Genomic DNA, 13,644 nt, shown 5'->3' with positions numbered 1-13,644 from the left:
CTTTATCGCTCAAAACCCAGGAAAGCCGGGCCAGCCGGGTAGTGACGATCAGTACAGATTCGGCTCCATCTCCAACTCGACGCCAAACCGTTCAAGGATATCCGCCTGGATTCGCTGCGCCAGGGCGTGCAACTGTGCGCCACTCGCCTGGCCGTAATTGACCAGCACCAGCGACTGCAAGCGATGCACGCCAGCATCACCCTCACGGTAGCCCTTCCAGCCCGCCTGCTCAATCAGCCAGCCTGCCGCCAGCTTGACCTGCCCCTCAGACTGAGGATAGGCGACCAGACTCGGATAACGTGCGCGAATACCCTCAGCCAACTGCACCGAGACCACCGGGTTCTTGAAGAAGCTGCCAGCATTGCCCAGCTCGGCCGGATCCGGAAGCTTTTCGCGACGGATGCTGCAGATGGCATCGCTGATGGCCTGTGCAGTCACCTCCTGCACGCCCTGCTCTTGCAAGCGCTGTCGAACCGGCCCGTAGTCCAGGTGCGCACGCAATGTACGGCTCAGCACAAAACGCACACGCAGGATCAACCAACGGCCCGGGTTGCGCTTGAACACACTGTCGCGATAGGCGAACGCACACTCGTTCAACGTGAAGTCACGCAACTGGCCGGTCTCACGGTCCAGAGCGGTCAAGCCTGCGAACACATCCTTGATCTCGACCCCGTACGCCCCGACGTTCTGCATCGGTGCCGCCCCGACCGTGCCGGGGATCAGGCTGAGGTTCTCCAGCCCGCACAGGCCCTGCGCCAGGCTCCATTGCACGAACGGATGCCACGGCTCGCCTGCCTCGGCCTCGATCACGACACGCTCGCCATCGTCACTGAGGATGCGTCGGCCACGACTGGCCATGTGCAGTACCAAGGCATCGACGTCGCGGGTCAGCAGCAGGTTGCTGCCGCCGCCGACCACCAGCACCGGCAACTGCCGTTGCGCAGCCACTGCCAGAGCCTGGCGGATTTCATCGTCGTCATGGGCCAAAGCGAGGTAGCGCGCCTTGACGTCGATACCGAAGGTGTTGAACGGCTTGAGCGATACACGCTCCTGCCACTGCGCTGTCATAACCGCCCCTTGATTTCCACGACCAGCTCGCGACAGGCCGCTTCGATCAGGTCCAGCACCTGCTCGAAACCTTCGGCACCGCCATAGTAAGGGTCCGGCACCTCATCCAGCATCGCGCCATACCTGCGCAGGAACAGGTCGAGCTCGCCGCGAGCATCCTGCGGGCGTAGCGCCTGCAGGTTACCCAGATTGCTCTTGTCCATGGCCAGGATCAGGTCGTACTCACCGAAGTGAGCGGCCTTGACCTGCTGTGCGCGCTGGCGCGACAAGTCATAACCCCGTACCAGTGCAGCCTTGCAGGTACGGCTGTCGGGCGCCTTGCCCACGTGCCAGTTTCCGGTCCCTGCTGAGGCCACGTGCACGCGCTCTGCAAGCCCTGCAGCCTGCAATTGGTGGCGCAGAACACCCTCGGCGGTGGGTGAACGGCAGATATTGCCCAGGCAGACGAACAATACGCGCATCAGGCCTCCAGCAAGCGCCGTACGCGCTCCAGGTCTTCAGGGGTATCGACACCCACTGCCGGCGCTTCGATGGCATCCTCGACATGGATACGCACGCCATGCCAAAGCGCCCGCAACTGCTCCAGCGCCTCGGTCTGCTCGAGCCAGCACGGGCCCCAACCGACGAAATCCTGCAGGAAGCCGACACGGTAGGCATACATGCCGATATGACGACGATACGGCACCCCTTCCGGCAACAGGTCGCGGCCTTTGGCGAAGGCATCGCGCGCCCATGGCAGCGGCGCACGACTGAAGGTCAGGGCAAGGCCATTCTTGTCGCTGACCACCTTGACCGCGTTGGGGTTGAACACGCTTTGCGGCTCATGGATCGGCTCGGCCAGGGTTGCGATACCCGCCTCGGGGTGAGCCGCCAGATTGGCGGCCACTTGGTCGATGATCACCGGCGGAATCAACGGTTCGTCGCCCTGCACGTTGACTACGATGGCGTCTGGCGGCAGCCCCAGATGCGCGACCACCTCGGCCAAACGGTCGGTACCCGACTCATGGTCGGCACGCGTCATCAGCACTTCGGCGCCAAAGGCCTGGCATGCTTCGAGAATACTGGCATCGTCGGTCGCAATGACTACACGTGAGGCACCGCTCTTGAGGGCCTGTTCCCAGACATGCTGGATCATTGGCTTGCCGGCGATCGGTAGCAACGGCTTGCCTGGCAGGCGCGTGGAGCGCAGCCTGGCAGGAATCACCACAGTGAAATTCAGGCTCATTTGTCCAGGCGCTCGTCGTCGCTCAGGGTGCGCGCCTCGCTCTCCAGCATGACCGGGATGCCGTCGCGGATCGGATAGGCCAGGCCGGCGCCCTTGCTGATCAGCTCGGTCTTGTCGGCGCTGAGCTTGAGTGGGCTTTTGGTGATCGGGCAGGCCAGGATATCGAGCAGTTTGGTGTCCATGGAGGTGTCCTTGAGGCCGGAGGCCGGAAAGTGGAAGTGATTCAAGGCAGCAGACGAGCGAGCTGCGCATCGAACCAGGCGACGAAGGATGGAGACGGTTCGGCATCAACGGCCAGGTACCACCAGTCGTCACCTGCAAAGTCACGGCATTTCACCGCGTCCTTTTCAGTCATGACCAATGGCAGTGGTGGCTCGAATGCCAGGCTCTGGGCATCGAACTGCGCATGGTCGGCGAAAGGATGCGGCACGGGCTGCCAGTTTAGCCCTTGCAAGGTGTTGAAGAAACGTTGCGGGTTGCCAATGCCAGCCACGGCATGAAGGGCCTGACCGGCAGGAAAATGCTCGAGCGGACGACGCTCACCGGTCCGCAGATTGACCAACGCACTCGGGCGCAGACCGAACGCAAATCCACGCGGCGGATCGACGGTCGCACCGTTGTGCAGCACTGCACCGACGTCATCCAGGCGCTCGACCGGCTCACGCAACGGGCCGGCCGGCAGGCATCGGCCGTTGCCGAGACCACGGGCCGCGTCGATCAGCACCAGCTCCAGGTCGCGCGCCAGCCGGTAATGCTGCATGCCGTCATCACAGAGAATCAGGTCCAAGGGCTCGCTGGCCAACAGCGCTTGCACGGCACGGGATCGGTCAGGGTCGATCATCAGCGGCACGTCGGTGCGCTGCACGATCAGCAACGGTTCGTCTCCGGCCTGCACAGCGCTCTGGCTGGCCTGGACCCGCCAGGGGAAATGAGGCGGCTTGGCGCCATATCCACGACTGACCACGCCGACCTTCAGCCCCAGGCTTCGGCAATGCTCGATCAGCCAGAGGATCATCGGCGTCTTGCCGGTGCCCCCGACGGTGATATTACCCACCACGATGACCGGCACCGGAGCCCGATAGCTGGCGCTTTCGCCACTGAGGAAGCGCGCACGCTTGCGCGTCACCACCCGCCGGTAAAGGGCCTCGAACGGGCGCAACAGCCCCAGGGCGGGATGGCCCTGGTACCAGGCCGCGAGCAGACGATCGGTGAAAGCCATCAGGGCGTCCCCGGAGCCGCCTCGACGGTGGTCATGCGCAGGTGGCTGAAGCCGAGCTTGCCGGCAGCATCCATCGCCGTGATCACCGCCTGGTGCGGGGTCTTGCCATCGGCGCTGATCGCCAAAGGCAATGTGTTGTCCCCTCCGGACTCCCGCTCAAGGGCCTCGGTCAGGGTGGCCAGGTCGCTCTTGGGCAGCAGGTGGTTGTTCACCGAATACACGCCATCGGCGCTGATCGTCACCTCCACCAGCTTGCCATCCTGCGGCGCGGCCGGTGCGCCGCTGGCGGCCTCGGGCAACTCGACACGCAGTTGGGTCTCGCGGGTGAACGTGGTGGTGACCACAAAGAACAGCAAGAGCACGAACACCACATCGATCAACGATGCAAGGTTGATGTCGACGTTCTCGCGTTGTCGATTGCGCCGGAACTTCACGCCTTGCCTCCGGCCACCTCGACCTCGCGATCGCCCTGCAGCACCTCGACCAGCTTGATCGCCTCCTGCTCCATGCCAACCACCAGCTCATCGATGCGGCGCAGCAGGAAACGGTGGAAGAATACGGCGGGGATACCAACCATCAGGCCCGCTGCGGTGGTCACCAGCGCCTTGGAAATACCCCCGGCGAGCACCGCGGCGTTGGCAGTCATCTGCGAGCCCATGAACGCACTGAAGATGTCGATCATGCCAAGTACGGTGCCAAGCAGACCGAGCAACGGCGCCATTGCAGCGATGGTGCCCAGCGTGCTGATGTAGCGCTCGAGCTCGTGGATGACCCGGGAGGCGGCCTCCTCGATGCATTCCTTCATGATCTCGCGGCCATGGCGAGAGTTTGCCAGGCCCGCGGCGAGAATCTCGCCCAAGGGGGAGTCGGCGCGCAAGGCCTTGAGCTTGTCACTGGTCAGTTGCTTGTCCTTGATCCACATCCATACCTGGCCCAGCAGGTGCGGCGGGGTGACGCGACTGGCACGCAGGGTCCACAGGCGCTCGACGACAATTGCCATGGCTGCGACGGAGCTCAGAATGATCGGCAGCATCATCCAGCCGCCGGACTTGACCAATTCCCACACAGTAAGCATCCCCCTGAAAAAGGCCGCCACTCTACCATAGGCAGACATGGGGCTCATCTGCCGAAGGTCAGGGGCTGGCGGATGACCAGCATATTTCAGGTGTGCACGGCCTAGGAAGGCGGCTCACGCCAGAAGCGCCGCTGCGCACGCAATCCCTCGACCTCTCCGTGCCTGCCCAGTCGCAGGCGCAGCGCCCCTTGCAGTGCCGTGTCATGCACTGCCAGCCCATGCCGCCGATAGCGCTCGATCACCTGCGGGTGCGGGTGACCGAAACCATTGTGTCGCCCACGGGAAATCATCACGCCACGCGGCGCGATGGCGCGGATGAAAGGCTCGGTGGAGGAACTACGGCTACCATGATGCGGGGACTGCAGCCAGTCGATACGCGCCGCATCGGCGGACTCCAGCCAGGCACGCTCGGCACCGGCCTCCATGTCACCAGCCAGCAGCAAGCGCTCCCCTTGGGCCTCGACCAGCAGCACACAGGAGCGGTCGTTGCTGTTCTTGCCACTGGGCCAGTGCCACAGCGAGAACATCACGCCATCCCACTCCCAGCGCTCACCACTGCTGCACACCTGTGCGCCCAAGACTGCGGGCAACTCCCGAGCCTCGCCAGCCAGCACCCGCGCCACCGGCAGGCCGCGCTGCACGGCGAGAGCGCCGCCGGCGTGGTCGGCATGTGCATGGCTGATCAGCATCAGATCGAGCTGGTTGACACCCAGCCTGCGCAAGGTCGGCAGCACCACGGTCTGCCCAAGGTCACTGGTGCCCATCGCCGGCCCGGCATCGTAAAGCAGGCTGTGATGCCGCGTGCGCAACAGCACCGCCAAGCCTTGGCCAACGTCCAGTTGCCAGACTTCCACCTCTGCGTGCGGCACCTGCTCGCGAGGCGCCCACAGCGCCAGCAGCATCACCGCCCCCAGTCCTCGCAGCGGCACGCCGCGTGGCAGCAAGAGCAGCAACGCGCCCGCACACACCAGCGTCCACGCCCACAGCGAAAGCGGCGGGGGCGTCCAGGGTGGATGCCATTCGGCCAGCAGGCCGAGCGCGCGAAACATCAGGTCGATCAACCCACCTGCCAGCCACAGCAACGATTCTCCCAGCCCTGCCAACGGCAGTGTCGCCGTTCCGAGCAGGGCCAATGGCAACACCGCCAGGCTGATCCAGGGTACTGCCAGGAGATTGACCAAGGGCGCGCTGAGGCTGACAGGCAGACCCAGCGCCAGCATCGCGGGCAGCAAACCGATGGCGATCACCCATTGAGCACGACTCCAGGCCTGCCAGGGCCGCCAGCCACCCAGACGCGCGCTGAAGCAGTAGATCAGCACCGCCACCGCCGCGAAAGACAGCCAGAAGCCCGGCATCAGGCTGGCCAGGGGCTCGAACAGCAATACACCGACCAAAGCCAGCAACAAGGGGAAGAACGCCCCCAGATGACGAAAGCGCAGACGCCAGACCAAGACAGTGGCCAGCATCAGGCATGCACGCTGCACCGGCACCTGAAAGCCAGCCAGGGCGCCATAGGCCAAGGCTGCTGCCATCGCCAGGCCGCACGCCCAGGGCAACCACGGTAGCCTCCCTGGCCAGGCACCCAGACGGGCCAGTCCGGCAACCAGCCCGTAGATCAGCCCCGCCAGCAAGCCAATGTGCTGCCCCGAAATCACCATCAGGTGCACGGTGCCGGTCGCCTGCAAGGCCTGCCAGTCCTCCCGCGCCAGCCCAGAACCGTCACCGAGCACCAACGCCGCCAGCACCACCTCCCGCCCCTGCGCGTCCACCGCCAGCAAGCGCTGGCGCAGCCTGTCGCGCCAGCCCCCACTCGCCGGGGCCAGCATCTCCCCGGCCTTGACCGTTCCTGTGGCACCAATGCGCCGTGCCAGCAGCATTGCCTCACGGTCGGGACCATGGGGATTGAGCAGCCCATGAGGGCGTCTGAGGTTGACCGCGAGCCGCCAGCGCTCGCCAGTCCGGACCATGGGACCGTCGAACCAGCTCAGTTGCATCCGGCGGGGTAACCTCGCACGCCGGGACTGTGCCTCGTCCAGCTCGAAACGCACGCTGCGCCCGGACTGCGTCGCCAGCCCCGTCACCCTGCCCTCCAGCCACAATGTGCGCCCATCGAGCTCGGCGATCAGGCGATCATCAAGGGCCTGCTGCGCCGACCAGCAGGCCCAGCTCAGCCCCAGCAGGAACCACCCTATCGGCCAGACGCGAGTGAACAGGCACATCAGTGCCGACAAGAACAGAAGGAACAGCCATCCGACCGACGGCAAGGCAGGCAAGAGACCCAGGCTCAACAACCCGAGCGCCAGCGCAGACATCCCTGTGCGCATGAAGTAAAGCTCCGCAAGCGTAATCGCCCCGTCAGGCTAGGCCTGTTTGGCCGCCGAGCTCACTCAACAATTGTCACAAACTCTGAACGAGGCTGACGTGGAATCAAGGCATACTCGCCCTATTCGAGCACCGGGAGCCTACATGCCGCGCCGCCTCTTCAAACGCTACATGCCGGATCCGACCAGCATTCGGGAACACAAGTCCTTACGCTTTTTCGGCCGATTGCTGCACGACCCCAACCTCTGGCACCTGAATCGCCATTCGGTCGCTCGGGCCATGGGCGTAGGGTTGTTCGCAGCGCTCATCCCCATCCCCATGCAGATGCTGCTGGCCGCCAGCCTGGCGATACCGGTACGCGGCAACCTGCCCATCGCGGTCAGCCTGGTCTGGCTGACCAACCCGCTGACCATGCCACCGGTGTTCTTCGTCACCTACATGACCGGCGCGTGGCTGATGCAGATTCCTCCGCGAACGCTCCCGGAAGAACTGACCTTCGAATGGATCACCGACCAACTGTCCACCGTCTGGCAGCCTTTCCTGCTCGGCTCGGTGGTGTGCGGCGTGATACTGGGCGTTGCCGCCTACTTCACCACCTTGCTCTACTGGCGCTGGTGGGTCGGCCGGCAGTGGCGCCGGCGCAAGTGCAGGGTGTCATGCACGCATGCCGCGACCACTGACCAGCAGGCGGACGCACAGGGTATAGAGCACCGCGGTAGCCACCAGCATGAAGGTGATCGCCGTACCAATGCTGATATCCGACACCCCTAGAATGCCGTAGCGGAACGAGTTGACCATGTGCAGCACCGGGTTCGCCAGCGACACGGTCTGCCAGAACGGCGGCAGCAGGTTGATGGAGTAGAACACGCCACCCAGGTAGGTCAGCGGTGTCAGAACAAAGGTCGGAATGATCGAGATATCGTCGAAATTACGTGCGAACACGGCATTGACGAACCCCAGCAGCGAGAAGATCGTCGCCGTCAGCAGCACCACAACGATGGTCACACCCAAGTGATGCACCTGCAGGTGGGTGAAGAACATCGACAGGATGGTCACGATCACGCCTACCGCCAGGCCGCGTAACACACCACCGAGGGCGTAGCCGACGAGAATGGTGTGCGGCGAGACCGGCGAGACCATCAACTCTTCGATCGAACGCTGGAACTTGCTGCCGAAGAAGCTCGACACCACGTTGCCGTAGGAGTTGGTGATCACCGACATCATGATCAGCCCCGGCACGATGTACTCCATGTAGGTGAAGCCACCCATGTCGCCGATCTGACGGCCGATCAGGTTACCGAAGATGACGAAGTACAGCACCATGGTGATCGCCGGCGGCAGCAGGGTCTGCGGCCAGATACGCAGAAAGCGTCGAACCTCGCGATAGACGATCGTATTCAGGGCGACCCAGTTGGTGCGCAGTTCCACACTCATACCGCCACCTTCGACAGATTCTTTTCCACCAGGGCCACGAACAACTCCTCGAGTCGGTTGGTCTTGTTACGCAGGCTCTGCACCTCGATGTTCTGCAACGCCAATTGGCCGAACAACGCAGTGATGCCGATATCCTTTTCCACCTGCACTTCCAGCGTGTGCGGCGTGATCAGCCGGCACGGGTAACCTTGCAGCGTCGGCGCCGCGGGCAGGTCCTGCTTGAGGTCGAGGACGAAGGTCTCGACGTGCAGCTTGCCCAGCAACTGGCGCATGCTGGTGTTCTCGACGATGGTGCCGTGGTCGATGATGCCGATGTTGCGGCACAGCTGCTCGGCTTCCTCGAGATAGTGGGTGGTGAGGATGATGGTGATGCCTTTCTGGTTCAGCTCGGTGAGGAAACTCCACATCGAGCGACGCAGTTCGATGTCCACGCCAGCCGTCGGCTCGTCGAGGATCAGCAAGCGCGGCTCATGGATCAGCGCACGGGCGATCATCAGACGACGCTTCATGCCGCCGGACAGCGACCGCGACTGCACGTCGCGCTTGTCCCACAGCCCCAGTTGGGTGAGGTACTGCTCGGCACGCTCCTTGGCCAGCTTCGGCGGGATGCCGTAGTAGCCGGCCTGGGTGACGACGATGTCGAAGGTCTTCTCGAACTGGTTGAAGTTGAACTCCTGGGGCACCACGCCGATGCTGCGCTTTAGCGCGGCTGGCTGGCGGTCCAGGTCATGGCCGAAGACATTCACCGTGCCGCTGGTCTTGTTCACCAGGGTCGAGAGAATGCCGATGGTGGTGGATTTACCGGCGCCATTGGGGCCGAGCAAGGCAAAGAAGTCACCTTCGGCGACCTCCAGGTCGATGCCCTTGAGGGCCTGAAAGCCGTTGCCGTAGGTCTTGGTCAGCTGTCTTATGGACAGGGCAGAACTCATAGCGGGTCACGTACCGAAGAAAAAGGTTCAGGACACGCCAGGTCAAGTCACTGGCGCAGTGAGTAGTGCGGCCATGGTGCAAGGCCTGACCGCACAAGTACAGTCATGTATATCGATAGTGACTATCGAAACGGGCGGGGTATCCGCTCAGGTCAGCGCCGTCATTACTGCGGCCTGATAGGCCGGACGCGCCTTCAGGCGCTCGTACCAGGCCTGCAGGTTGGGGAGATCGGGACGCTCGATGGGCATCTCGAACCAGGCGTAGGCAAAGCAGCCCAGCGGAATGTCGCCCATGCCGATCTGCTCACCGGAAAGGTAGGGTTGGGTGGCCAGCGTCTTGTCGACGATCGCCAGCAACTCACCGCACTTTTCCCGCGCAGCGTTGATCGCCGTCCAGTCACGCTCATTCTCCGGGGTACGCAGCATGCCCCAGAACAGCGGGCGGAACGGCGCGGCAAAGGAAGAGGTGGTCCAGTCCATCCACTTGTCCGCCAGGGCACGCTGGCGCGGATCGTCCAGGTACCAGCCCTGCTCGGCACCATATTCAGCGCTCAGGTAGCGCACGATGGTGTTGGACTCCCAGAGGACGAAGTCGCCATCCTCGAGCATCGGCACCAGGCCATTGGGGTTGCGCTCACGGTACTGAGGCTCGTTGACCACACCGAACGCCCCACCGGCGTCGATCGACTCGAACTCCAGCCCCAACTCGTGGGCAATCCACAACGCCTTGCGCACATTGCTCGAGTTCTTGCGACCCCAGATCTTCAGCATGACAACGTCCTTAGTGAGTGCAGAGGGTGGACAGTCTACTCCACAGTGACGCCACCTGTACCAGGGGACAATGCTCTGAAACTCCTGTGGCCACACCCTGTCACTGTTCTTAGCGAGCCATCCGGCGCATCGCGTCTAAGCTATCCGGGATGGCTCGAGCCCAAGCTTCCAAGGAGGAAGAACTATGCTGCTGTTGTGGTTGGTGGTGCTGGTGATCGGCGCCGCATATCTCACCCATCGACGTCTGGCACCGCTGCAGATCCTCGGGGTGATCGCCGCCTATGTGCTGTTGATGGGCATCTTCGCCGACGCACCTGGCTGGCTGCTGACCGTGATCTGGCTGGTGCTGGCCGCCAAGGCCGCCCTGCTGATATTGCCGCAGTGGCGGCGCCAGGTGTTCACCGGCCCCGTGTTCAAATGGTTCCAGCGCACCCTGCCACCCATGTCGCAGACCGAGCGCGAAGCGATCGACGCGGGCACTGTATGGTGGGACGGCCAGCTGTTCAGCGGCCAGCCCGACTGGAATACCCTGCTCGACTACCCTGCCCCCACGCTCACCGCAGAAGAACAGGCGTTCATCGATGGCCCCACCGAGGAACTCTGCGCCCTGGTCAGCGACTGGCAGATCGGCCAGGACCTCGACCTGCCACCCGCAGCCTGGGAACACATCAAGCAGCACGGCTTCTTCGCCCTGATCATCCCCAAGGAATACGGCGGCAAGGGCTTCTCCGCCTACGCTCACTCCCAGGTGGCGATGAAACTCGCCACTCGCAGCGGCGACCTGGCTTCGACCGTGATGGTACCCAACTCGCTCGGCCCGGCCGAGCTGCTGCTGCATTACGGCACCGATGAACAGCGTAACCACTACCTGCCGCGCCTGGCTCGTGGCGACGAAATCCCCTGCTTCGCCCTCACCGGCCCATTGGCCGGCTCCGACGCTGGCGCCATGCCTGACACCGGCATCGTCTGCAAGGGGGAATGGAACGGCGAGGAAGTCATCGGCCTTCGCCTGAACTGGGAGAAGCGCTACATCACCCTCGGCCCGGTGGCTACCCTGCTGGGCCTGGCCTTCAAGGCCTACGACCCCGATCACCTGCTGGGCGAACAGGAATCCCTGGGCATCAGCCTGGCACTCATCCCCACCGACACCCCGGGCGTGGAGATCGGCAAGCGCCACCTGCCGCTGGGTGCAGCCTTCATGAATGGCCCGAACAGCGGCAAGGACGTGTTCGTGCCCCTGGACTTCCTCATCGGCGGCAAGGACATGCTCGGCAAGGGCTGGATGATGCTGATGAACTGCCTGTCGGTCGGCCGCTCCATCTCGCTGCCTGCGGTTGGTACAGGCGCTGCCAAGTACACCAGCCTGGTCACCGGCCAGTACGCCCGCGTCCGCGAGCAGTTCAACGTGCCGCTGTCCGCCTTCGAGGGCATCCAGGAATCGCTGGCACGAATCGGTGGCAACGCCTGGCTGATGGACAGCGCCCGCCTGCTCACCGCCAAGGCAGTGGACCTGGGCGAGAAGCCCTCGGTACTTTCGGCAATCCTCAAGTACCACCTGACCGAACGCGGCCGTGAATGCATCCAGCACGCCATGGACGTACACGGCGGCAAGGGCATCATCATGGGCCCGAACAACTACCTGGGTCGCAATTGGCAGGGCGCGCCGATCTTCATCACCGTCGAGGGCGCCAACATCCTGTCACGCAACCTGATGATCTTCGGACAGGGCGCGATCCGCTGCCACCCCTTCGTCCTCAAGGAAATGGCCCTCGCCGGGCGCGAGGATCGCGAGCAGGCACTCAACGAGTTCGACGATCTGCTGATGAAGCACATCATGTTCGCCGCCAGCAATGCGGCCAGCACTTTCGTGCTCGGCATCGGGCTGGGGCACTTCGAGAAGATGCCGGGCGATGCCCTCAGCCAGGGCTACTTCCGTGCGCTGAACCGTCAGGCGGCCGCATTCGCCTTGCTTGCCGACCTGTCGATGATGCTGCTCGGCGGCGCGCTGAAGCGGCGCGAACGCCTGAGCGCGCGTCTGGGGGATGTCCTCAGCTACCTGTACCTGTCATCCGCAGCGCTCAAGCGCTATCACGACCTCGGCTCACCCGAGCACATGCAACCTCTGCTGCGCTGGGCGCTGGAAGAAAGTCTGGGGCAGGCCGAAAAAGCCCTCGACCGGCTGCTCGACAACTTCCCCAATCGCTTCATCGGCTGTGCGTTGCGGGTTCTGGTCTTCCCGTTCGGTCGCCGCCACACCGGGCCAAGCGATGAACTGGATAAAGAAGTTGCTGAACTGATCGGCCGACGCAAGGGTGATCCGGCACTGGAGGAACTGCTGGCGGGCTGCTTCCGCCCTGACGGCGAAGGTGATCCGGTAGCCGCCCTGCAGACGGCTTGCGACCTGCTGGACGAGGTGGCGCCACTGCACAAGGCGCTGCACCAGGGGCTCAAGGAGGGCAAGGTGCATCCCGCGCCGGGCCAGTCGGACATCGAAGCCGCCGTGCAGGCCGGCGTGCTGCAGGCTGATGAAGGCGAGAGACTCCAGGCAGCCGAAGCCGCGCGCCGGACAGTGATCGATGTAGATGCTTTCGACAAGGCGCAACTGCTGCCCGTGGAGGGCAAGGTGCGCTGAGCACCTTCAGTCAGACAGACCCCCGGCCCCTGGCGGGCCGGTGGTCAAGGCAGTACGAGCGGCTGCGCCTGCCCCTGCGGGGCAAAACCTGCGTATACTCCGGCCCCCGTTTCAACACCAGAGGATCGCCCCCATGGCCAACCCCCACCTGGAGTACCACCTGCAACTGCTCCAACACCTGCGCACCATCCTGGTGGCCCTGGGCGACGCCGAGCAAGTGCCGGAAGAAAGCCACGCCCTGTTCCTCGAACGCTTCGACGAACTGCTGACCCTGCTGCCGCAGAACCCACTGGAAAGCCAGTACCTGGGCCAGGACCTGATCTGCCAGGTGATCACGCGCTACCCGCAGATCGCTCATCTGGTTCCGCGTGACCTGCTGTGGTTCTTCGGCGGCGACTGCCTGCACTACATGCCCGATGAAGAACTCGAGCTGTACCAGACGCTGGAAGAGCGTCGCTACGAGGCCGAGCAGAATGAAGAGCCCTTCGACTGGAACCTGGAGAAGCAGTTGCTGAGCGCACCCGACCAGGGCGAGCGCCACTGAGCAAAAATGGCCACGGGCATTTCAAATGTCCGTGGCCCCATGGCTGCGATGTTTTTGAAGGCAAAAAAAACGCCACTTCGATGAAGTGGCGTTTTCAAATGGAGCGGGAAACGAGACTCGAACTCGCGACCCCGACCTTGGCAAGGTCGTGCTCTACCAACTGAGCTATTCCCGCAATGTGAAGCAAAACCGCATTTGGCGTGAATGGCCTGAACCTTTCACTGCCGCTGCACCGTCAATGGACGCCACAGTTCTAAAACTGGAGCGGGAAACGAGACTCGAACTCGCGACCCCGACCTTGGCAAGGTCGTGCTCTACCAACTGAGCTATTCCCGCATTGGCGTCCCCTAGGGGACTCGAACCCCTGTTACCGCCGTGAAAGGGCGGTGTCCTAGGCCACTAGACGAAGGGGACACACTACAACT

The 13,644-nt window shown here is 63.6% G+C and carries 14 protein-coding genes and 3 tRNA genes; 3 read left to right on the top strand and 14 right to left on the bottom strand.

Translation table 11 applies throughout. The features are described 5' to 3' along the window. Positions 1-48: 48 nt before the first annotated feature. From murB to F6X62_RS10985, 8 genes are all read right to left on the bottom strand, one after another. Entirely contained in the window at positions 49-1,068 is a 1,020-nt protein-coding gene (murB, locus tag F6X62_RS11020) for a UDP-N-acetylmuramate dehydrogenase (protein ID WP_153773501.1), read from the bottom strand. After that, the gene (locus F6X62_RS11015) at positions 1,065-1,529 is read right to left on the bottom strand and encodes a low molecular weight protein-tyrosine-phosphatase (RefSeq protein ID WP_153773500.1); all 465 of its coding nucleotides are present in this window, start codon (positions 1,527-1,529) and stop codon (positions 1,065-1,067) included. The genes murB and F6X62_RS11015 overlap by 4 nt, the downstream gene beginning before the upstream one ends. Beyond that, positions 1,529-2,293 (bottom strand): 3-deoxy-manno-octulosonate cytidylyltransferase, encoded by a 765-nt coding sequence (kdsB, locus tag F6X62_RS11010; protein WP_153773499.1) that lies wholly within the window; start codon positions 2,291-2,293, stop codon positions 1,529-1,531. Before kdsB ends, F6X62_RS11015 begins: the two co-directional genes overlap by 1 nt. After that, positions 2,290-2,475 carry a Trm112 family protein gene (locus F6X62_RS11005; protein WP_054893060.1) on the bottom strand — a complete coding sequence of 62 codons (186 nt, stop codon included), beginning with the start codon at positions 2,473-2,475 and terminating at the stop codon, positions 2,290-2,292. Before F6X62_RS11005 ends, kdsB begins: the two co-directional genes overlap by 4 nt. A 41-nt stretch (positions 2,476-2,516) precedes the next feature. Beyond that, positions 2,517-3,512, bottom strand: coding sequence for a tetraacyldisaccharide 4'-kinase (gene lpxK, locus F6X62_RS11000; protein ID WP_153773498.1), 996 nt, complete (start codon positions 3,510-3,512; stop codon positions 2,517-2,519). Continuing rightward, the gene (locus tag F6X62_RS10995; RefSeq protein WP_054893058.1) at positions 3,512-3,946 is read right to left on the bottom strand and encodes a biopolymer transporter ExbD; all 435 of its coding nucleotides are present in this window, start codon (positions 3,944-3,946) and stop codon (positions 3,512-3,514) included. Before F6X62_RS10995 ends, lpxK begins: the two co-directional genes overlap by 1 nt. Then, positions 3,943-4,578: a MotA/TolQ/ExbB proton channel family protein gene (locus tag F6X62_RS10990; RefSeq protein WP_054893125.1), complete on the bottom strand. Its 636-nt coding sequence runs from the start codon at positions 4,576-4,578 to the stop codon at positions 3,943-3,945. The genes F6X62_RS10995 and F6X62_RS10990 overlap by 4 nt, the downstream gene beginning before the upstream one ends. Before the next feature lie 110 nt (positions 4,579-4,688). After that, complete coding sequence (locus tag F6X62_RS10985; protein ID WP_153773497.1) at positions 4,689-6,911, bottom strand: DNA internalization-related competence protein ComEC/Rec2; 2,223 nt, start codon at positions 6,909-6,911, stop codon at positions 4,689-4,691. Positions 6,912-7,053: 142 nt separating this feature from the next. Between F6X62_RS10985 and F6X62_RS10980 the strand changes: the two genes are divergently transcribed. Next, positions 7,054-7,680, top strand: a complete 627-nt coding sequence (locus F6X62_RS10980; RefSeq protein ID WP_151924181.1) for a DUF2062 domain-containing protein — start codon at positions 7,054-7,056, stop codon at positions 7,678-7,680. On the opposite strand, the gene F6X62_RS10975 is transcribed toward F6X62_RS10980, so the two are convergent. The 3 genes from F6X62_RS10975 to F6X62_RS10965 all read right to left on the bottom strand — a co-directional run bounded on the left by F6X62_RS10975 (position 7,564) and on the right by F6X62_RS10965 (position 10,043). Next, positions 7,564-8,343, bottom strand: coding sequence for an ABC transporter permease (locus F6X62_RS10975; protein WP_054893055.1), 780 nt, complete (start codon positions 8,341-8,343; stop codon positions 7,564-7,566). The two genes, F6X62_RS10980 and F6X62_RS10975, sit on opposite strands and share 117 nt — an antisense overlap. After that, complete coding sequence (locus tag F6X62_RS10970) at positions 8,340-9,272, bottom strand: ABC transporter ATP-binding protein (RefSeq protein WP_153773496.1); 933 nt, start codon at positions 9,270-9,272, stop codon at positions 8,340-8,342. The genes F6X62_RS10975 and F6X62_RS10970 overlap by 4 nt, the downstream gene beginning before the upstream one ends. Before the next feature lie 147 nt (positions 9,273-9,419). Then, on the bottom strand, positions 9,420-10,043 hold the full coding sequence (locus F6X62_RS10965; RefSeq protein WP_112897747.1) for a glutathione S-transferase: 624 nt from the start codon (positions 10,041-10,043) through the stop codon (positions 9,420-9,422). Positions 10,044-10,227: 184 nt separating this feature from the next. On the opposite strand from F6X62_RS10965, the gene F6X62_RS10960 reads away from it, so the two are divergent. Then, the gene (locus tag F6X62_RS10960) at positions 10,228-12,675 is read left to right on the top strand and encodes an acyl-CoA dehydrogenase (protein ID WP_153773495.1); all 2,448 of its coding nucleotides are present in this window, start codon (positions 10,228-10,230) and stop codon (positions 12,673-12,675) included. Positions 12,676-12,808: 133 nt separating this feature from the next. After that, a complete protein-coding gene (locus F6X62_RS10955) occupies positions 12,809-13,219 on the top strand; it encodes a PA2817 family protein (protein WP_054893051.1) in 411 nt (136 codons plus the stop codon). 99 nt (positions 13,220-13,318) lie between these two features. On the opposite strand, the gene F6X62_RS10950 is transcribed toward F6X62_RS10955, so the two are convergent. The 3 genes from F6X62_RS10950 to F6X62_RS10940 all read right to left on the bottom strand — a co-directional run bounded on the left by F6X62_RS10950 (position 13,319) and on the right by F6X62_RS10940 (position 13,633). Next, positions 13,319-13,394: transfer RNA gene (locus F6X62_RS10950), tRNA-Gly, on the bottom strand. Between the two features lie 85 nt (positions 13,395-13,479). Next, a tRNA-Gly gene (locus tag F6X62_RS10945) sits at positions 13,480-13,555 on the bottom strand. Between the two features lie 2 nt (positions 13,556-13,557). After that, a tRNA-Glu gene (locus F6X62_RS10940) sits at positions 13,558-13,633 on the bottom strand. Positions 13,634-13,644: the final 11 nt, after the last annotated feature.

It is taken from the genome of Pseudomonas sp. MNR3A (assembly GCF_009650575.1).
GTDB lineage: Bacteria > Pseudomonadota > Gammaproteobacteria > Pseudomonadales > Pseudomonadaceae > Aquipseudomonas > Aquipseudomonas machongensis.
This window is presented reverse-complemented; position numbering and strand designations above follow the sequence as displayed.